Genomic DNA, 20,838 nt, shown 5'->3' with positions numbered 1-20,838 from the left:
AGAGTGCTTACTTGCTGTCCGATTTCGTTAATGAAACGCGCATTATGCAAGGATACCGTGGTTTAGCAAGCCCACTGCCTCGGAAAGTTCCGGTTTACAGCACATTCACTCTGTGCTGGAATCGCTGTCAAACTTTTTATCTGTCGGATAGTGACCCCATTTTATGATGCAAGCGCAACAGTTCGCCCATCAGGTGCTGGACTGGTATCAACACTATGGCCGCAAAACCCTGCCGTGGCAGCTTGAGAAAACACCCTATAAAGTATGGCTATCCGAAGTGATGTTGCAACAAACGCAGGTCACCACGGTTATTCCCTATTTCCAACGCTTTATGGAACGCTTTCCGAACGTAAATGCTCTGGCGGCAGCGCCGCTGGACGAAGTGCTCCACCTGTGGACCGGGCTGGGCTACTACGCCCGCGCGCGCAACCTGCACAAAGCGGCACAGACCATCGTGTCACGTCACGGCGGCGAGTTCCCCACCACCTTTGATGAAGTCGCGGCATTGCCGGGCGTCGGACGTTCCACCGCCGGCGCGGTGCTGTCGCTGTCGCTCGGTCAGCATTACCCCATTCTCGACGGTAACGTGAAGCGCGTGCTGGCACGCTGCTATACCGTTGACGGCTGGCCGGGCAAGAAAGAGGTCGAAAAGAAACTGTGGGCGCGGAGTGAAGACGTCACGCCAGCCGAGGGCGTCAGCCAGTTTAATCAGGCGATGATGGATCTCGGTGCGATGGTTTGTACCCGCAGCCGCCCCAAGTGCGAACTGTGCCCGCTGAATACCGGCTGCATTGCCTACGCCAACCACAGCTGGGCGCAATATCCCGGCAAGAAACCGAAGCAGACGCTGCCGGAGAAAACTGGCTGGTTCCTGCTGATGCAACAGGGTTCTCAGGTCTGGCTGCAACAGCGTCCTGCCGTCGGCCTGTGGGGCGGACTATTTTGCTTCCCACAGTTCAGCGAACGTCGGGAATTGGAACTCTGGATGCACCAACGCGGTCTGAATCCTGATGGATTGCAACAGCTTGTCGCGTTCCGCCATACGTTTAGCCATTTTCATCTGGATATCGTTCCGCTCTGGCTGGACGTATCGCAGACCGATCGCTCACAAAACAGGTCCTGCATGGATGACGATGCAGGTCTCTGGTATAACTTAGCGCAGCCGCCGTCTGTCGGACTGGCCGCCCCAGTAGAACGCCTGCTGAGGGAGTTGGCCCACCCGCAGTCAACACATTTGAAAGCCTGCGAAATTGATGAGGAAGAAGCATGAGCAGAACGATTTTTTGTACTTTTTTACAACGCGACGCCGAAGGGCAGGATTTCCAGCTCTATCCCGGCGATCTGGGCAAGCGCATCTATAACGAAATTTCCAAAGAAGCCTGGGCGCAGTGGCAAACCAAGCAAACCATGCTGATCAACGAGAAAAAACTCAGCATGATGAATGTCGACGACCGTAAGCTGCTGGAACAGGAAATGATCAAATTCCTGTTTGAAGGAAAGGACGTACACATCGAAGGCTATACGCCTCCGAGCCACTGAGATGGCGGGCTTTCGGGCCCGCTTACGTCCCCATTCCGACACGGCTTGTTATATGAAGAAAATGTTAGCTCTGCTGGTGATTGCACCACTGCTGGTTTCCTGTTCAGGAAACAAAGGGAATGCCAACGACGAAGAGTTTCTCAAGGATACCAACGCCTTCGATATTTTGATGGGCCAGTTCGCCAACAACATCGAAAATATCTGGGGGATGAATGAAGTACTGATCGCGGGCCCGAAAGACTACGTCAAATACACCGATCAATATAAGACACGTAGCCACATCAACTTTGATGCCGGTTCAATCACGATCGAAACCATTTCGGCAACCGACTCCGTTGCCAGCCTGCGCCAGGCGATTATCACGACCCTGCTGATGGGCGATGACGCCAGTAACACCGATCTGTATTCCGACGCTAACGATATTCAAATCAGCCGCGAACCGCTGCTGTACGGACAGGTGCTGGATAACACCGGCCAGCCTATCCGCTGGGAAGGCCGTGCCGCCAGCTTTGCGGATTACCTGCTCCAGAACCGTCTGCAAAAACGCACCTCCGGCATGCACGTTATCTGGTCGGTCACGATGCAGCTTGTCCCTAACCATCTGGATAAACGTGCGCACAAATACCTGCCGCTGGTACGTAAAGCCTCCGAGCGTTACGGCATTGAAGAGTCGCTGATTCTGGCGATTATGCAGACAGAATCGAGCTTCAACCCCTACGCCGTCAGCCGTTCCGATGCGCTGGGTCTGATGCAGGTGGTACAGCACAGCGCAGGACGCGACGTCTTCAAGATGAAAGGGAAATGGGGACAGCCAAGCCGCAGCTATCTGTTCGATCCAGAACAAAACATCGACGCGGGTACCGCCTATCTGTCGATTCTGAAAAACAGCTATCTGGCCGGCATTGAGAACCCGACGTCGAAACGCTATGCCGTCATCACCGCGTATAACGGTGGCGCAGGCAGCGTGTTGCGCGTCTTCTCCAGCGATCGCGATCGCGCCGTGGGCATTATCAACAACATGTCGCCGAGCGATGTCTACCAAACGCTGACGACGAAGCACCCGTCTGGTGAATCACGTCGCTATCTGTACAAAGTGAACACGGCACAGAAAAATTACCGCCGCTAATTCACGCGCACCACAGAACGCCGCGCTACCGGGTTGACTCCGGTAGCGCGGTTTCATCAGACCAGATAGCTACAATAGCGTTGTTGATAAACACGATGACCGCGATTCCTTTACCGTTTATTACTGCACTTCTGCTGGTTATTTTGTTTTTTCGCATCCAGTTTCTGGCTATTCACAACCATTCCCATAACAAGAACACCAAAAAACGCAGTGCAACGGCAGAAGCGGTACTCATCGGCGTAAGCTGTCTTGCCCTGACGCTGGTGGCGTTACGCTGGGGCAGTCATGTTGCTTTACCCGCGTTTATTCAACCCGCGATTGCCGCATCGATTCCACCGCTGTTATGGCTGTGTCTTTTCCCTCACGGCGACAAAGCCTCTGAGGACGTAACCCGCAGACGCCGACGCTCTCTCTGGCAGCTGTTACCGCCTTTACTCATCCTTGGCGCAAGCGCCATTCAGAACAGAACAACCGTTCCGCTCATCGATCTGATGCTGGTGAGTATTTACTTCGGTTATGGGGCGGCGCTGATTTACCGCGCTCGCCGTCGGCAAACCTCATCACCCAGATGGAAAAGCGCGCCGTTTATCGCCGGGCTGTATGTGCTTACCTCCGGCGCTATCGACACCGTCATTGCTCTGGATATCGCGTTCTACAGCGGCAACAGCGCGGCGACCATCATCACCGCATTCCACATCGTCATGCTGGCGATATTGACCCTGCTGATCGTCACACACCGCACGTCCCCGCAGGCAGGGCTTGTCACTCCGTCTGACCAGAAGCCTGAAGCCGTACCCGCCACCGAAGACGAACACCAGCGCGCGAAAGCGTTAGATGACTTCATCCGCACTCACGCGCTGTACACCGATCCGGGCATGACACTTCAGCGTCTGAGCAGGCGCATGGGCATACCGCTCAGACGCCTGTCCGAAACCATCAACCGCGTTCACGGTCGTAATTTCTCGCAGGTGATGAACGAATATCGCATAGAGGAGGCTAAGCGCCTCCTCAGCCAAACAGATGACCGAATCACGGATATCATGCTGGCCAGCGGGTTTCAGACTAAATCAAACTTCAACCGCGAATTTTTGCGGCTAACGGGGATGAGTCCGAGCGTCTGGCGTAGTCAGTACCCACTTCAGGAACAGGCTACGGTTTCCGCCACGCCGCCTGAAGAAAATCGCTGACATCCTTCCCTACTTCCTGATGGATCTGCTCACGCGAACGTTCACCGCCGTCGAGACAAATCATGCCGTCGCCTGGGCTCTCGGCGTTGATGATTTCAACAGCACCCGGCTTACAAAGCTGCATAAAACTAAAATGCGTTGCGTCAGCAATTTCTTTATACGCTGAATGCACTGGCGACAGTTTCTGCGCCAGAGCGTGGGATTCCAGCTTGGCGGGTAGCTCGTCATTGGGATACCCCGCCGCCATAATCAGAACGGGAATATTTATCGCAGCCAGACTCTCTGCGGTAAACCCTCGCGCCAGCCCCATATCCAGCGAAACCACCGCGCTGATGCGTGGATCAGCGAGTGATTTATCAAGCTGCGCGCGCGATGCGGCACTTTTTGCGACCTGCATCTTTTGATAGGCTTTGCAGGACGCCAGCCCAACGTGCGTCAGACAATCCTTCTCAAATTGCTCCGTATTGAAACGCCCACCAGCCAGCGCCAGCACCGTCCATCCTCCCAGTGAGTGACCCACAGCGGCAATGCGCTTCGCATCAACCTGCCCCGCCTTCTCTGGCGTAGCAAGTAATGCCGTAATGACGCGGCTGATATCATGAGGCCGTTGCCACAGAGCCTGAGCGTTCTCAGGGCGCATGTCTTTCGTCGTGGTTCCGGGATGATTGGGCGCGGCGACAATGTAGCCTTGTTTAACTAATGCCTGCGCCAGCCAGAGTTGATTAAACCAGCTCCCGCCATAGCCGTGTGAAACCACAATCAAAGGATATTCACCAGATTCCGGCTCGGCATTTTTACTCACCACAATGCCGGGAAAAGCCATATTTTCACCAATGGTCGTCGTCTGTGAGGGTGATAACGCCGGATAAAATACGGCGACGTCCAACGGCCTGTTAGTGGTCTCATCCGCTAAGGTTAGTTGTTGAAACCCTATGCCTGTGTTTGCCATAACGCCAAAGCTGAGTAGTAAGTTCGTGAGTAGTCCTATCGTGATACGCCATGTCATACCTATTTCTCCGAAGTTTCCGTTCTGTGAAAAATAGCATTTATAACAATGACTTTCTGACCGATGCGACCTAAAACGCTATTTAGTACCTCTGTTTAATACACAAAAAACTACGGCCAGCATGTGCTGGCCGCATTCCCTGATATTGGCGCAAAATTTACCCGCCTTTCTTCCTTCTTTCCTTCTTTCCTTCTTTCCTGCTTTAGGAAGTCTGTTGGGTATAGAGCCAAAAAAGTCTGTTAACGCTTAATTTTTTTGAATTGCTGTGTAGTAGCCGTTAATGCGGTTTCTGTCGGCAGTCGCTCCATCGAGCTGGCACCGTAAAAACCATCGCACTGCGGGCAGTGATCCATAATGAACTGTGCGTCCTGCGGTGTTGAAATCGGTCCGCCGTGGCACAGTACAATTACATCCTTACGGATGGATTTTGCTTCATCCGCCCAGTGATTAATCAACGGGACGCAATCTGCCAGATTAAGCGCGGTTTCCGCGCCAATGTTGCCACCAGTGGTTAACCCCATGTGTGGCACAATAATATCCGCCCCTGCTTTCGTCATCGCGACGGCATCTGCCGCACTGAACACGTAAGGCGTGGTCAGCATGTCTTTTTCATGCGCCAGACGAATCATGTCCACTTCCAGCGCGTACCCCATGCCGGTTTCTTCCAGATTGGCGCGGAAATTACCGTCAATCAGCCCAACGGTTGGGAAGTTCTGCACGCCAGAAAAACCCAGCGCTTTCAGATCATCCAGAAACTTATCAAACTGACAGAAAGGATCGGTTCCGTTCACACCCGCCAGCACTGGCGTGTGCTTCACAACTGGCAGCACCTCTTTCGCCATATCCACGACGATCTCATTCGCATTGCCGTAAGCCAACAGGCCAGCCAGCGAACCTCTCCCCGCCATGCGATAGCGCCCGGAGTTGTAGATCACGATCAGATCGATGCCGCCCGCTTCTTCACATTTCGCGGAAAGGCCGGTGCCTGCGCCACCACCGATAATCGGCTCGCGGCGCGCGATCATGTCGCGGAATTTTGCCAGCAGTTCCTGACGATTCATGCCTGACTTCATACTTTTTCCCTTCTTATTTCACTAATTCCCGAAACGCATCAACAGCGGCATGGGCAAATAAAGGATCGTTAATATGGAAAGGCAGACGAATAATCTGTCGTCTTGCCGTTTGCTGCACGACGCTCTCCAGCGTGCTGATAAACGCGTCACGCGCTTCCGGGTGCCAAAATGCCTGATCCGGTGCATCCAGCGCGGAGAAACCGCCTTCCGGAATCAGGAAGCGCACCTCGCCTTCACAGCGGTTAAGCTTCTCCCCAATCCAGCGCGCCATCGCGATATTTTCGTCTATCGTGGTCCGCATCAGGGTGACCTGCGCGTTGTGGTTGTAGAACAGACGATGCGCATATTTCTCCGGCACGCTGGTGGGAGAACCAAAATTCACCATGTCCAGCGCACCGCAGGACGCCACGTAAGGCACCTGCGTCTTGGCTATCGCATCAAACCGTTCCGGCCCGCAGGCCAGCACGCCATCAAACAGTAAATCGCACACCTCAGTCGTGGTGAGGTCAAGCACGCCGGTGAGCAAATGGCTGTCCACCAGCTTTTCCATCGCTTTCCCACCGCTGCCCGTCGCGTGAAAGACCAGACAGTCAAACTCCGCTTCCAGCAATGCACTGGCTTCCTGAATGCACGGCGTCGTGACACCAAACATGGTCAGGCCAATCGCGGGCTTATCATCATGATGTTCCTGAATATGAAACTTCACGGCGCCGGCGATCTGGTGCGCGGCGTTGCCGAGAACCTGACGAGAAATACGGTTCAGGCCCGCCACATCGGTAACGGAATACATCATGCTGATATCGCTGGCACCGATGTAACCGGAGATATCGCCGGAGGCCATCGTCGACACCATAAGCTTCGGCATCCCAATCGGTAATGCCTGCATCGCGGGCGTAATCAGCGCGGTTCCGCCGGAGCCGCCGAGACCCAACACCCCGGCAATATCATTGCGGGACAGCATGAAGTGCTCAAACGCAACGGCCATCGCGCCAATCGCCTGCCCTCTGTCATGGCAAAACACCGCCGATGCGCCCTGCGGATGGTAAGAGGCCACCGTTGCGGCGCTGATATCTGTCGCCTCTGACACTCGTGAATCCGTTGACGGCGGTGTCGTTGACAGATCGACCGTGACCGTTTTTAAGCCCGTAGCGGCAATCAGATCGCGGACGTAAATCTGTTCTTTTCCTTTAGTATCAGCGGTACTTGCAATATAAACGCTGCCAACTTCACTTCCCACTTGGTATCCCTCCCACCGTTAGTGAAACAATTAACAGATTGATATAAATAGAAATTACAATAAGACAAAAACAGAAAAGATTAATTTGTCGCCATATTGAGACTTGAGTATCAGAAAGACAAACCATTAAATACCCAAATGAGACAAAAGTCTCAAAATGTTATGTATGGCATTACATTAACAGTAAGAAAGCTTGACGTGGCACAAGAATCACTCAATTTGCTATAGTTCAGGCGACAACGCCGTGCTGCCCGATAGCGTCCGGCCCGAAAATTCAATGAGGTCTATGTGATTGAACGGGATGAAAAACTGACATCAACACGGGCGAAAACCCGTCGTTTACTAATTGATACTGCCATGAATATGTTCGATCAAGGCATATTCCCTTCCATTACGGATGTTGCTGCTGCGGCTCAGCTTTCACGCGCGACAGCCTACCGCTATTTTCCGACGCAAAGTGCGTTAGTCTCCGCCGTTGTCGGCGAAAGCCTTGGCCCGATTCTGGCGTGGCACCCGACACAGCCGGATGCCAGCGAACGCGTTGCTGAACTGCTGCACTTTGCTTACCCGAGAATGCTGGAGCATGAAGGTGCGCTGCGTGCCGCCCTGCATCTGTCACTGCAACAATGGGCCGACCGCCGCTCCAATCGCCTGCATACGGATACGCTGACGCGCGGCAATCGTAAACGCCTGCTCAAGATTGCCACCGAACCGCTGGAAGGAAAAATCACGCCGGAAGCACAACAGCGGGTGATTTATGCCTTATCGCTTATTTATGGGTCGGAGGTTTTCCTGGTGCTGAAAGATATCTGGCATCTGGAAGAAGACGGCATTCAGGATGTCACGCAGTGGGTCGCCAAAGCCATTTTACGGCAGGCGGAAGAAGATGCCGCACAGGCAGCGTCACAGAAAACCTAACGAACACATTCATGCTGCGTCCCGCCCTGTCACCGGATACGCAGCAACGGAAGCACATTCTTTACCAAGGGAACACATGATGCTGAAAGGCAAACGCGCGATTGTCACCGGCGGTGGCCGCGATTTTGGACAAGCGGTATCCGTCTGGCTGGCTCGCGAAGGCGTGAAAGTCGATCTTTGCGCCCGCAAACTGGCCGATGCACAGGCCAGCGTCGACATCATTCATCAGGAAGGCGGCACGGCGCGTGCGTATCAGTGCGATATTGCCAACCCTGATTCGGTCAGCAATTTTTCCGCACAGCTGCTGGAAGACAGCACGCCCATCGATATTTTGGTACTCAGCGCCGCCCAGTGGCTGGAAGGCGCATTGGGGGAAGAAGACACCGATGCGGATATCGTCAGCACCATCAACTCTGGCCTGACTGGGTCTATCCTGCTCACCAAAGCGCTATTGCCGAGCCTGCGTCGTTCACAGGGTGCCGATATTCTGGCGATGGTTTCCGTCTGCGGCATCCCGCAGTTCCACGACTCTATCGCCCATCCCGCCTTCTTCGCCGCCAAGCACGGTATGAGCGGTTTTAGCCAGAATCTGGCGCATCATGTCGCGCAGGAAAATATCCGCGTGACGGGGTTTTACCCACCAGATTTTGAGGTCACTGGTTTAGATGACAGCCCCGCTAGCGGGGAAAAAATGGGCGAGCATTTGCTGAACGCCCGCTCGATATGGGAAACCATGCGTTTCGTGCTCGTCCAGCCGCGTAGCTGCCATATCAACGCCATCCATTTCCAGGGACCGACGCGCGCAGATATCGGCGCGTAATTCGTCATCTTTTGTGCTTCATCCCGTCCCGGCCTTGATCGCCTAACCGGGACGGGATGAAGAGTGTTCCCCACCTAACGTACCGCGCTCCCCCACGCCATCATGCTCTGACACACTTTCCTTCTATCCATTTTTTGCCACAGAACACAGGAAAAGGTAGCATCGCTGCCGTTGTTTTCTGCCATGCGGCTCACCGCGCTCAGCGCAATATAAAAAAAACGCCTCAAGCAAAAACATAACCAACTGAATTCGAAATAATAATAGCGAACGCGTCACCACAAGATGCGTGACAGACAGGAAAGCACGGACACCAATGACAGAACATTCCTCCCCTCACGGCGAGCGTCATGCCGCCGAGCAACGTCTCCACGAAAAGGGTTATCACCAAAGTCTCGGCAATCGCCATGTGCAGATGATCGCAATTGGCGGTTCCATCGGCACCGGGCTGTTTCTTGGCGCGGGAGCCCGTCTGCAAATGGCGGGGCCGGCGCTGGCGCTGGTCTATCTGGTTTGCGGCATTTTCTCTTTTTTCATCCTGCGTGCGCTGGGCGAACTGATCGTGCATCGTCCCACCAGCGGCAGCTTCGTGTCGTACTCACGTGAGTTTCTGGGTGAAAAGGCCTCCTACGTAGCGGGCTGGATGTACTTCCTCAACTGGGCGATGACCGGGATTGTCGACATCACCGCCGTCGCACTCTACATGCACTACTGGGGCACGTTTGCCGATGTCCCACAGTGGCTGTTCGCGCTGGGTGCGTTGTCCATCGTCACGCTGATGAACCTGATTGGTGTGAAGTGGTTTGCCGAAATGGAGTTCTGGTTTGCACTGATTAAGGTCGCGGCCATCTCCATCTTTCTGGTGGTCGGCACGGTCTATCTCGGCACGGGCAGCCCGCTAGATGGCAACACGCCCGGCCTGCACCTGATTACCGATAACGGCGGCCTGTTCCCGCACGGTATTCTGCCCGCACTGGTGCTGGTTCAGGGGGTGATATTTGCTTTTGCCGGTATCGAGATCATTGGGACAACCGCAGGCGAATGTAAGAACCCAGAGCAGGTGCTGCCGAAAGCGGTCAACAGCGTCATCTGGCGTATCGGCCTGTTCTACGTTGGTTCTGTCGCGCTGTTGGTTTGCCTGCTGCCGTGGAACGCCTATCAGGCCGGACAAAGCCCGTTCGTGACCTTCTTCAGCAAGCTGGGCGTTCCCTATATCGGGACGATCATGAATATCGTGGTGCTGTCCGCTGCGCTGTCCAGCCTGAACTCCGGTCTGTACTCGACGGGCCGCATTCTGCGCTCACTGTCGCTGGGTGGTTCGGCTCCCGCTTTCCTGTCGAAAATGAGCAATCAGTCTGTGCCGTATACCGGTATTTTGGTCACGGTCGGCATCCACATTATCGGCGTGGTGCTGAACTACGTGGTGCCGTCGCAGGTGTTCGAGATCGTCCTGAATATCGCCTCACTTGGCATTATCTGCTCCTGGGCGTTCATCATTCTGTGCCAAATGCAGCTGCGCAAAGCGATTCGTCAGGGGAAAGCCAAGCCGGTGGCGTTCAAAATGCCCGGTGCGCCCGTGACATCGTGGCTGACGCTGGCTTTTCTGGTGAGTGTGTTGGGATTGATGGCGTTTGATTACCCGAACGGCACTTGGACAGTTGCGACCATTCCGGTACTGGCGATCATGCTGATTATCGGCTGGCGCGGGCTGAAAAAGCAGCGAGAAGCCGTGAAGCTCGCCAACCAGCAGGAATCCAGCCTGCGTTAAGACAGAAAAAACTCAGGCTCGTTTCCGAGCCTGAGTTTCATGAGCTGAAGAAAAAGGTAATTACTGTTCTACCACGTAACCGTACAGGCGCTTGCTGCCATCTTCTTCCGCAACGCTATAGACGCCCTGCAATTCCGGTGAGAAGCCAGGTAACAGGTTAATACCCGCTTCCAGCGCCAGAAAATAGCGCTGTACCGCCCCGCCCCAGGTTTCACCCGGCACGACACACAGCACGCCCGGCGGATACGGCAATGCGCCTTCCGCCGCGATACGGCCTTCCGCTTCGTCGATAGGAATCAGCTCGATATTCCCACGCACAAATTCCCTGTTGGCATCCTGCGGCAACATCACCACGGACGGAAACTCGGTTTTGCGGAACATCGCTTTTTGCAGATCTTTCACGTTGTGCTGAGCGTAGAAATCATGCATTTCCTGACACAGCCGACGCAGCCGGTAACCGCGATAACGCTCTTTGTATTTCTGATACAGGCTAGGCAGCACTTCGCTCAGCGGTGCATCGCGGGCGATCAGCGTTTCGAAATGCACCAGCGCATTCACCAGTTCCTGCATTTTGGCAGCGTCTTCCGCTGGCGTTAGCAGGAACAGGATCGAGTTCATGTCGCATTTTTCAGGGATGATGCCGTGCTCACGCAGGTAGTTGGCAAGGATCGTCGCCGGAATACCAAATTCGGTATAATCGCCGCTAGTCGCATCAATACCCGGCGTCGTCAGCAGTAATTTGCAAGGATCGATAAAATATTGATCCTCGGCATACCCTTCAAACGCATGCCATTTCTCGCCCGGCTCAAAGTTGAAGAAACGCACGTCCTGCGCTATCGTCTCCGTATCGTGATCCTGCCACAGCGCGCCGCCCACCGTCACGGGTACGAACGGTTTGATGAGCGAACAACGCGTCAGCAGCTGCTTACGCGCTTCAATGCCCAGCTTCACGCAATCCATCCACATACGACGCCCACTTGCCCCTTCGTGCATTTTGGCATTGACGTCCAGCGCGGCGAACAGCGGATAAAACGGGCTGGTCGAAGCGTGCAGCATAAAGGCGTTATTCAGCTGCTTATGGTTGCAGAAACGACGCTGGCCTTTGATGTGCGTATCTTTTTTGTGGATCTGTGAGGTCTGGGAGAAGCCAGCCTGCTGCTTATGCACCGACTGAGTCACGAAAATCCCCGGATCGTTTTCATTCAGATCCAGCAACAGCGGCGAACACTGCTCCATCATCGGGATAAACTGCTCGTAGCCGACCCAGGCGGAGTCAAACAGAATGTAGTCGCACAGGTGCCCAATGCTATCAACCACCTGACGCGCGTTATAAATCGTGCCGTCATAGGTGCCGAGCTGGATGACGGCCAGACGGAACGGGCGCGGCTCGTTGGCGCGTTCCGGCGCAACTTCCGCGATCAGCGTGCGCAGATAGGCTTCGTCAAAACAGTGCGCATCCACGCCGCCGATAAAGCCGAACGGATTGCGCACGGTTTCCAGATAGACTGGCGTCGCGCCCGCCTGAATCAACGCACCGTGGTGGTTGGATTTATGGTTGTTGCGGTCAAACAGCACCAGATCGCCACGCGCCAGCAGCGCATTCGTCACCACTTTGTTCGCGGAGGAGGTACCGTTCAACACGAAATAGGTTTTATCGGCGTTAAACACGCGTGCTGCGTGCTTCTGCGCCTTCTTCGCTGCTCCTTCATGGATCAGCAAATCGCCCAGTTTGACGTCCGCGTTACAGATGTCCGAACGGAACACGTTCTCACCGTAAAACTCAAAAAACTGACGCCCCGCCGGATGCTTGCGGAAGAACTGACCGCCCTGATGCCCTGGGCAGGCAAACGTCGTGTTTTTCATGTTGACGTACTTGGTCAGCGTATCGAAAAACGGCGGTAGTATCGCATCCTGATAAGCCTTCGCCGCACGTTCCAACACGTTCGCGTGCTCACCTTCATCATCGAGAACCAGCCATTCGCTGCCCGCAGGCAGCACATCTAACTCTTTATCTTCATCAGGCTCTTCGACAAACGCCGGAATACTAAAACCGGTGTGCTGCAATATCGACAGAATACCGCTACGGGCTTCCTCAATAGAAACCACGACCGCCGCCACATCCGTGAAGTCGGTCTGACTCAACGCGACAATCTCGCGCGTTGTGATTAAACGGGTGGCAACCGCTGCATTCGCCGCAATTTTTAACTGTTTCATGTAACCAAACCCAAACGGTTAAAGGTAAGTGTACGTGCCTGGAAGACACCGTTCAGGGATAACAATCCCGACCAATCACAATGCCAATCAATAACGACAAGCGTATGATCCCTACAGGTAAACTGTAGGCTAAGAATGGAAAAACTGGAGCCAGCACCATCCGATAGACATCAGTAAAAGCAGAGCCGGACTCTATTTTTACTCATGCCTAACAGCGAGCGAACGAACGCCTCACCGCATGGTGAAGGAGGATAATCGACGGGGAGAAAAGTAAACCGCGCAGTGGTGAGAAGAAGAAACGCGCAGCGACGTCATCAACGAACTGGCGCGAGCGTGCAGCACCATGAGCAATGAATCTGACATATCGGCGATCCTCTTTAGCTAACGCTAACTACGCTTAAAGGGGCGTTCAGGTGAACGAGACGTTAAAAACCGCGCAATAGTGGCATTATTCTTCATCAAATTCAACAATCCAGCCCGCACTCAACACGGTAAAAAGTGCAACGAAACATGCCGCACGAATCAGGAAGAAATATTACCACGCTCTACCCTAAATAATTCGAGTTTCAGGACAAAACGTTAGCGTTTTGAACAACGCAACGCGTTGGCCCGTAAGGGCGAGGCTCATTTATGAGTCTCGTAATGCGGCAAGGAAAGGAGTCCCGATGAGCTTACTCAGGTAAGTGATTCGGGTGACTGAGCGAAGCCAACGCACATGCAACTTGAAGTATGACGGGTATAAGCGTGCTGAAAGGATCGCCAGGAATCGGCTAGCAAATAATACAATTGCCTGAAAATAGCGCAGGCGCTCCGCTTTGTGACAGAAACCCATTGACGCCACGTGGCCAATACGGTTTAATGCGCCCCGTTGCCCGGATAGCTCAGTCGGTAGAGCAGAGGATTGAAAATCCTCGTGTCCTTGGTTCGATTCCGAGTCCGGGCACCACTTGCATCAAAGCACGCTGGTTAAGAATGAGAAGCTTAACGGGCGGTTAATACAGGGTTTGGTCATAAAATCGTTCCTGTGCAGAGATAAGCGAAAGGCTGCACTGTGAATAAGAACTGAAATCCTCAAGATAGGGAATCTGCGCCAACAGATTCCCTTTTCTCGTTCCCGCGTATGGTTACAGTGAATTACATTACTGTCAAGTCATGTAAAACGGGTTGCGCATAAATATCCGTATGTAACGCCAGCTCTTTTTCCAGTGTTCGTCCCACGATATCCATGTTCAGCTCTACATATTCCATTGTCGTGCTCACATTTCGATGCCCCAGTAGATCCTTGACCAGCAGCAAATTACGCTCCGGTGCTTTCATCAACTCCGTCGCCAACGTATGACGGAAACGATGTGCTGACACCAGAAATCCACAATCTCGGGACAATCTGTTGAAAAAAGATCGGATGGTTTGCTGTGCTCTCTTTTCATCGTACTGATATTCATCTTTATGCCGGCGAGATTTCATAAAACGGGTGACATCAAACAAAATGTCGGAGGGTTCAGCCCCTGCAAGTTTTGCTTTCGCTACTAGCGATACCAACCTCGCACGTAGCTGGCGAACAGCAGGAACACGCCATTCTCTATGTGTTTTACTTCCCTCCAGACGCAGCTCAATGTATCCCTCATCCAGATTGATATCCTGCAGCCGAATATGCAGCAATTGATTCTGCCTCATCCCTGTGTAGCGGAGCGTATCGAGCACGGTGAGCCAGAACCAGGCTGGGTAAAGTGCGCACCGCTGTCCCCAAGTAGCATGAGGCTCTTCAGATTCTATTCGCTGCATCCGCAGATAAATGGCAGTGAGTTGTTCACGCGTTAGAGTTTTTTTCTTTTTTCGCGCTTTTTTAACAACGGTACCGTTAAAGGGATTCTTGTCCTGCTCTATTAAATTATGCTCTATCGCAAAATTAAATATTGGCCGCATATGAGCCACTTTGTTATTCCACGTATGCGTAGATAAATTGCGATCTTTTAATAGATTTCGGCGCCACTTCAACACATCCCTGTTTGTTATTTGGGTAGGAAAAACTGATTCACCAATGAATCGACTAAAACAACTCACCACCCTACGATAGCTAATTTCTGTCGCCCCACGTAAGTTATGCGAGAAAAAATACTCATCAACGATTTCGTCCCAGGTCATTGACTTATCTGACATATAAATTCCTTTCTAATAAAGAGCACAATTTGATGCACCTTTGCTGTGTGCAGGCTAAAAATTAGCCCGCTAATTAGATTGCCATACATCAGGGCAGAATCAATAATGTACTCTCGTCAGGAATGCGATTTCCCCGGTAAAGCGCCGAAGCTTTAACCAGATAACCGTTAATGTTTTGATACGCCCCTGTCCCGGACGGGGTACTGTATATTCTGGCCTGTAGAAAGCGCTTGCCATCAGCAACACGATGAACCCCCAGACGCTCAAACGATGACTGTAATGTGTTGCGCTTCCCCTTATTTCCAGCCTCCTTCTGAAACTGATAAAATATTTCAGGGACGCATAAGAAGACGAATCCGGCCACAATGTGGGCACGTGCGCCCTCTTCATTTATTCTTATTTTCCCCTCAATTAAACCTGCTGATAACCACTCCAGGAATATCGCGCCTTTATTATTATCTTCTCGAATATTTTCGTTATTTTCTGACGGAGAAATTGGGGATGTTTCCGGCCCAGTCAGCGGAACATTTTCATTCTCCTTTTGGTTGTTTATTTCCTCTGGGACAGGAGTATCTATAGACGGTACATCTTCAACTTCCGGTACTAGCGAATCTCCTATGCCGGAAAAAAGACTCAGAAGCGCCTGAGTATCATTTTGAGTAGGTTCCGGGACCTGAACTGCCATGGGTTGTTTTTCAGCAGCCGAGTCTGCCCCCTCTGGTACAGCTGAATCCAGCAGTGAAACTAGTTCATGTTCGAGCAATGGTTCCTGTTTTTGTATTGCGGGCTCAGAGTCTGGACTCGGAGACGATATGTTACCGTTAGCAGCTACTGATGAATTGCTACCAGGCAGCGATGATGTGAGAGCTGAAGCGACTAAAGGTTCTAGAGGTAAAATTGCATCCCCAACGCTGCCCGTCGCCAGCAGTGCCGGTGGCAGCATACCAGTTAGCGATGGCGCCCCACATTTCTCTGCGGCCGACAGTAACAGCTCATCAATCAGAGCGATCGTTGCGGGCCTCCCCTGCATACGTTGAGCCAGGCAATCGAACGCATCAGGAATGCTTGATAACCAGGGAAGCGCTGATAATGGCAGTAACTGAGCAGCCAACAGCGATACTCGACCTTGCGCATAGGATGGAGGTAATTTATCCACACAATGTCGAAAACGAAATGGCCTTCCCGGAATAGTAAATCCCGGCATCCAGCATTCCCCCCCATCCAGTTCCCCTTCCCACTCACAAAGCAAGGGCAAGTGATAAAACAAGGCCGACCAGAACACGACTGCATTCCAGAGTAATCCCTGAGTCGCTTGTTCTTCTGGCGGGATCCCTGGAGGCAACGTTCTCCCCTTGGCCAACCTGACTGCATACGCAGCGAACTGCACGGTCAAATCACCAAACGCGCCGGCATATGCCCAGTCCCCCTCTTTCGAGGCAGGTAGGTTCTGAGCACGGCTGAGTAATGAAAACAAGGGAGTCAGATAACATTGTCGATAGAATGACGACGGTAATGCATGGTTATCGTTGAGCTGCAGGAGAAAAGTCTGTCGCTTTGGAGGCAAAATCAACGCATCAACAGAAAGAGGGGGGTGATATCCGGGCGGGCAGGTTGATTCAGGCGAAATAGCTTCACTTCCAGGAACGTTATCCGTTCCAACAATAAAATTCTTTATTCGGTTGAACATGATTGCCTCCGGCCAGTAAGCGGCACAGTCTTGAGCGGCTCACAGATCAGAGGCAAGAAGAAACTCTTTTTGGATTTTAAAAATTATTTGTATTAACCGTTGCTCAATATAAGGGGTTCACTTGGAAAACGGAAAGCATCATAGGGATGATGCGTGCTCTGCTCCAGGCACCCAACAAAAGTCCGATTAATTCAACAAAGCCCCTCTGTTTTCCAATCCACGGCATATTGCGGCACGGATTTATCATGCCACGTTGAACAATATCTGCATCTGCGCGCCTGAGCGGCAGCAGTTAAAGTATGACGAGGATTATCCTGCTTCAGAAATCGATTCGGTACTCCTCTGATAAGTAGATTGATAATAATTGACGCAGAAAATGTGCGTCGGATGACAGATCGCACCGGAAATACCTGTGGTGCAAGGGCTGGCGCAGAGATCGTTAGCAGCGTCAATCTTACCGTTATCAACCCGTTTCATCAGCAAACCCTTCGCCCGCGCCAATATCAAATTGCACGCGGGCTGGGTTGTTATCCTCCTAACCTATTTCTGCAACAGTGCCTCAACCAGCAATGCGGAGCAGGGCGATTTCAGCAGTTGGGTATGATTGCCTTCGCTACGCGCATACCGCAATTGAGGAAATAGAGTTTGCCATCCCTCCAGTTGCTCGTTATCTGCGTCGCAAGCCTGTATCAGATAAGGCGTAACCGCCGGTAGCCTGGCTGGAGCATATCGGGTGCGAATATTAGCCGAGAATACCCGGAAAATGCCTTCTACCACGCTTAAGTGGGTACTTTCCGGCATCAGCCCTTGTGCCATCAGGCTACGGTGCAGCGCGACAAGCCGCTGGGAGTGCGTCATCCCGTCGAGAGAAGCGGCATCCAGGCCTAACCGGTACCCTTGCATCTCAAACAGTTCAACCAGTTCAATCAGCGCCTGTAGGTCGGTATACTCACGCGCATCGCCCGTTGGAGCGTCCGAATCCGCCAGTACCAACGACTCGACGGCAATCCCTTCCGCCTCCAGTTTCGTCGCCAGCTCGAGCGCCACCCAACCGCCAAACGAGTGCCCCAGCAGATATAGCGGACCAGAGAGCGTCTGGCGGCGAAGCGCCTGAAAGTAGTGCTCGGCAGCGGTCTCCACGCTGGAGTGGGGTACGTCTTCCCCCCACAGACCGCGGGCCTGCAACCCAAGTATCGTCCAGTCACTCGCCACCGATTTCACCAGATCAATAAAGGCGAAGACATTGTCTCCCGCGCCATGAACACACAGCAAGGTTGGGCTATTACGTTCGCCCGTCTGTAAGGGCACTATCGGCTCATGTCCATCGTCGCGCGCGTCTGGCACAGTGATACGCCCTTTACTGCGAGCCTGAATCGCTTCAGAAACCATTTTACCCGTTTCACGGACATAGGGCTCTGACACCAGCATCCGGTGTTCTCCATGCAGCGAAAAGAGACGGATCGCCTCGCAAGGGAGCACCCGATCCCAACCAAGATACTGGCCGCCGTCGTTCGGCTCATCTCGCGCGATAAACAGATCGAGATTCACTGGCAGCGTGGGGACATGATATTTTACCCGCAACAAATCCAGACGGTGACGTATCCAGTTTTGGTAGTAGTCCGGCGACCAACCTGCCGGCAACATCCCCATCTTTTGCCCCAGTTGATAGTGTTCCTGCCAGCTCACCGGTCTACCCGCACGCTCAAGGTAATCCGCTCCCACGATTGCCTCAATATCGCCTCGGATAAGGAAGTCAATCATCGCTTCATCATCGCTCAGCGCGAACAGTTCATCCATCGGTACGATGTGTCCATCGCCTCGCTCTGGCAACCGGGTATCCAGCATGCCCAGAAATTCGATTTGCTGATCCTGTCCCAACAGTTGCGCAGCAATCTCGTAAGCCAACGTACCACCGAACGACCAACCAAGCAGTCTATAAGGCCCTTGCGGCTGGGTCGAGCGGATTATCCCTACATAGCGTGCCGCCGCGCCTTCCAGCGTTTTGAATGTCGGCAGGTTGCGATCCGGCCCCATCAGCCCATAGACAGGGATATCACTGTCAATACAGGAGGCTAGCAGCGGACCGTAGAGCATTTCAGCGCTGGCTTCTGGCACGATAAACAGCGGACGCTGAGAACCGGAGGCGCGGAACGCTACCGCCCGCTCGTGAACATTCTGAGCGTCGCCGCGTTGTATTTTCTCAGCCAGTAGTCGCAGTTGTGGTGCAGCAAACAGCGATGATAACGTCAGGTAAATTTCCTGTTTGCGAGCCTCATTGATAAAACGTACCGCCAGCAGCGAATGGCCGCCCAACGCAAAGAAGTCATCATGTCGACTCACCAGCTCAACGCCCAGCAGATTCTGCCAGATAACCGCCAGAATCTGCTCCTCACGCCCCTGCGGCGCTTCATAATCGCCGCGCGCCAGAGCGTACTCATCCGGCGTGGGCAGCGCCTTGTGATCCACCTTGCCGTTCGCGGTCAGCGGGATCGTCTCCAGTTTCACATAAGCCGCCGGCACCATATACGCTGGCAACCGTGCGCCAAGCTGTGCTTTCAACTCCCCGGCGCAAATTTCCGCACCGTCGCCGGCGGTGTAATAGGCAACCAACTGTTTGTCGGCCACGCTGTTTCGCGCCGCCACGACCGCCTGGGTCACCCCATTGCACGCCTGCAAGGCCGACTCTATCTCCCCCAGCTCGATACGGAACCCGCGGATTTTCACCTGAAAGTCGTTACGCCCCTGAAACTCCAGCGTCCCGTCGACCCGCCAGCGCGCCAGATCCCCAGTTCGGTACATCCGCGCCCCCACCTCGACCGCAAATGGATCGCTCAGGAAACGTTCCGCCGTTTGTTCAGGCAGGTTCAGATAACCGCGGGCCACGCCGCTACCGCCGATATAAACCTCGCCCGTCACGCCGATCGGCACCGGCTGCTTATGCTCGTCCAGCAGGTAGACAACCGTATTGGCTATCGGCCGTCCAATCGGCATGCAGGGGCTGTCGGGATCGGTCTCGTTCATCCGATAGGCCGTGGCGAAGGTCGTCGTCTCCGTTGGCCCGTAGACGTGCATGAAGTTCTGCGGCGCGCCGTGGCGCAGCGTATGGCGGATAAAGCCAAGATCCAGCGACTCGCCACCCACCAGCAGATAACGTAGGCTGGGCAGATAATCCTGCAACGCGTGCGCATACTGATTAAACAGGGCGGTGGTCATAAAGAGCATGCTGACCCGCTGCTCGCGCAACTGTGCACCGAAAAGCCTGGCGTCCAGCACCGTGTCGCGGCTGAAGATCGCTATACTGCCGCCGTTCAACAGCGCCCCCCACAGCTCCATGGTACTGGCGTCAAATGCAGGGTTAGCCAGACAGGCGATGCGATCGTCAGCCCGGAAATCGGCGTAGCCGTTGTTGAGCGCCAGCTTCACCACATTGCCGTGCTGCACCATGACGCCCTTGGGCCGCCCGGTTGAACCGGAAGTGTACATAATGTAGGCCAGCGTCGATGCGTTTACCGCAGCCGACGTCGGCATCTCGTCCGCGTCAGAATCGGCGTCATCCCAAGGGCGCACTATATCGACGTCTAGCACGATCAGATCCGCTGGCAGGGTGCTGAAAGCGGCATGCGACGGCGTATTGGTGATTAATACCTGCGGCGTGCTGTCCGCCACGATAAAATGCAGGCGTTCCTGCGGATAGCTCGGATCCAGCGGCACATAGGCACCGCCCGCTTTGAGGGTGGACAGGATCGCCACAATCAGATCCACACCACGCTCCAGTGCAATCGCCACCCGGCTTTCCCGCCGTACCCCGCGCTCAGCCAGCCAGCACGCCAGCCTGTCGGCCTGCCGGTTCAGTTCGCCATAGCTCAGACGTCGGTCACCGTCTATCAACGCCAGAGCGTCAGGATTCGCCTTCACCTGCGCCTCAAACAGCGAATGAATACAGGCAGTGGATGGGTAGTCGGCGCTCGTCTGGTTAAAGTCAATCAGCACCTGCCGTCGCTCCGCCTCCGGCAGCATCGGCAGTGACCGTACCGGCTGGTCAGCATTATCCGCCATGCCGCGCAGCAGCGCCTGCCAGTACCCCAGATAACGCCGTACCGTGCCTTCAT

At 53.9% G+C, this 20,838-nt stretch carries 16 protein-coding genes and 1 tRNA gene; 8 read left to right on the top strand and 9 right to left on the bottom strand.

The window, feature by feature from the left end; genetic code table 11:
• Positions 1–163 precede the first annotated feature (163 nt).
• The 4 genes from mutY (at position 164) to NXT09_RS20610 (ending at position 3,852) form a co-directional block, all read left to right on the top strand.
• Positions 164–1,270 carry an A/G-specific adenine glycosylase gene (gene mutY / locus NXT09_RS20625; RefSeq protein ID WP_268581023.1) on the top strand — a complete coding sequence of 369 codons (1,107 nt, stop codon included), beginning with the start codon at positions 164–166 and terminating at the stop codon, positions 1,268–1,270.
• Positions 1,267–1,539, top strand: a complete 273-nt coding sequence (locus tag NXT09_RS20620) for an oxidative damage protection protein (RefSeq protein ID WP_005975842.1) — start codon at positions 1,267–1,269, stop codon at positions 1,537–1,539. Before mutY ends, NXT09_RS20620 begins: the two co-directional genes overlap by 4 nt.
• 52 nt (positions 1,540–1,591) lie before the next feature.
• Positions 1,592–2,665, top strand: coding sequence for a membrane-bound lytic murein transglycosylase MltC (mltC, locus tag NXT09_RS20615; RefSeq protein ID WP_205553010.1), 1,074 nt, complete (start codon positions 1,592–1,594; stop codon positions 2,663–2,665).
• Positions 2,666–2,760: 95 nt separating this feature from the next.
• Positions 2,761–3,852, top strand: a complete 1,092-nt coding sequence (locus NXT09_RS20610) for a helix-turn-helix domain-containing protein (protein WP_268581022.1) — start codon at positions 2,761–2,763, stop codon at positions 3,850–3,852.
• Here NXT09_RS20610 and NXT09_RS20605 read toward each other — a convergent pair.
• The 3 genes from NXT09_RS20605 to NXT09_RS20595 all read right to left on the bottom strand — a co-directional run bounded on the left by NXT09_RS20605 (position 3,815) and on the right by NXT09_RS20595 (position 7,168).
• The gene (locus tag NXT09_RS20605; RefSeq protein ID WP_268581021.1) at positions 3,815–4,858 is read right to left on the bottom strand and encodes an alpha/beta hydrolase family protein; all 1,044 of its coding nucleotides are present in this window, start codon (positions 4,856–4,858) and stop codon (positions 3,815–3,817) included. The genes NXT09_RS20610 and NXT09_RS20605 overlap by 38 nt on opposite strands.
• A 239-nt stretch (positions 4,859–5,097) precedes the next feature.
• The gene (locus tag NXT09_RS20600; protein WP_193397962.1) at positions 5,098–5,931 is read right to left on the bottom strand and encodes a phosphoenolpyruvate hydrolase family protein; all 834 of its coding nucleotides are present in this window, start codon (positions 5,929–5,931) and stop codon (positions 5,098–5,100) included.
• 13 nt (positions 5,932–5,944) lie between these two features.
• Positions 5,945–7,168 carry a Tm-1-like ATP-binding domain-containing protein gene (locus NXT09_RS20595; protein WP_268581020.1) on the bottom strand — a complete coding sequence of 408 codons (1,224 nt, stop codon included), beginning with the start codon at positions 7,166–7,168 and terminating at the stop codon, positions 5,945–5,947.
• 288 nt (positions 7,169–7,456) lie between these two features.
• Between NXT09_RS20595 and NXT09_RS20590 the strand changes: the two genes are divergently transcribed.
• From NXT09_RS20590 to ansP, 3 genes are all read left to right on the top strand, one after another.
• On the top strand, positions 7,457–8,086 hold the full coding sequence (locus NXT09_RS20590) for a TetR/AcrR family transcriptional regulator (RefSeq protein ID WP_233966420.1): 630 nt from the start codon (positions 7,457–7,459) through the stop codon (positions 8,084–8,086).
• Between the two features lie 79 nt (positions 8,087–8,165).
• Positions 8,166–8,906: an SDR family oxidoreductase gene (locus NXT09_RS20585; RefSeq protein ID WP_268581045.1), complete on the top strand. Its 741-nt coding sequence runs from the start codon at positions 8,166–8,168 to the stop codon at positions 8,904–8,906.
• 313 nt (positions 8,907–9,219) lie between these two features.
• The gene (gene ansP / locus NXT09_RS20580; protein ID WP_205553022.1) at positions 9,220–10,671 is read left to right on the top strand and encodes an L-asparagine permease; all 1,452 of its coding nucleotides are present in this window, start codon (positions 9,220–9,222) and stop codon (positions 10,669–10,671) included.
• A 60-nt stretch (positions 10,672–10,731) separates the two neighbouring features.
• Here the strand turns inward: ansP and NXT09_RS20575 are convergent, their stop codons facing one another.
• Both NXT09_RS20575 and NXT09_RS20570 read right to left on the bottom strand, forming a co-directional pair.
• Positions 10,732–12,885: an ornithine decarboxylase gene (locus NXT09_RS20575; protein WP_268581019.1), complete on the bottom strand. Its 2,154-nt coding sequence runs from the start codon at positions 12,883–12,885 to the stop codon at positions 10,732–10,734.
• A 231-nt stretch (positions 12,886–13,116) separates the two neighbouring features.
• On the bottom strand, positions 13,117–13,248 hold the full coding sequence (locus NXT09_RS20570; protein WP_262252947.1) for a hypothetical protein: 132 nt from the start codon (positions 13,246–13,248) through the stop codon (positions 13,117–13,119).
• Positions 13,249–13,755: 507 nt separating this feature from the next.
• On the opposite strand from NXT09_RS20570, the gene NXT09_RS20565 reads away from it, so the two are divergent.
• Positions 13,756–13,831: transfer RNA gene (locus tag NXT09_RS20565), tRNA-Phe, on the top strand.
• Between the two features lie 188 nt (positions 13,832–14,019).
• Here the strand turns inward: NXT09_RS20565 and NXT09_RS20560 are convergent.
• The 4 genes from NXT09_RS20560 to NXT09_RS20545 all read right to left on the bottom strand — a co-directional run.
• A complete protein-coding gene (locus NXT09_RS20560) occupies positions 14,020–15,042 on the bottom strand; it encodes a tyrosine-type recombinase/integrase (protein WP_268581018.1) in 1,023 nt (340 codons plus the stop codon).
• An 88-nt stretch (positions 15,043–15,130) separates the two neighbouring features.
• Positions 15,131–16,729, bottom strand: a complete 1,599-nt coding sequence (locus tag NXT09_RS20555) for a conjugal transfer nickase/helicase domain-containing protein (RefSeq protein ID WP_268581017.1) — start codon at positions 16,727–16,729, stop codon at positions 15,131–15,133.
• A 309-nt stretch (positions 16,730–17,038) separates the two neighbouring features.
• Positions 17,039–17,206: a hypothetical protein gene (locus NXT09_RS20550; protein WP_268581016.1), complete on the bottom strand. Its 168-nt coding sequence runs from the start codon at positions 17,204–17,206 to the stop codon at positions 17,039–17,041.
• Between the two features lie 63 nt (positions 17,207–17,269).
• Positions 17,270–20,838 (bottom strand): amino acid adenylation domain-containing protein (locus NXT09_RS20545; RefSeq protein ID WP_268581015.1); only part of this gene is annotated, 3,569 nt, incomplete at its 5' end.

Origin of the sequence: Pectobacterium jejuense, assembly GCF_026800125.1 — a bacterium.
Taxonomy (GTDB): domain Bacteria; phylum Pseudomonadota; class Gammaproteobacteria; order Enterobacterales; family Enterobacteriaceae; genus Pectobacterium; species Pectobacterium jejuense.
The sequence above is the reverse complement of the archived record's forward strand: the minus strand, read 5'-3'. Positions and strand labels throughout refer to the sequence as shown.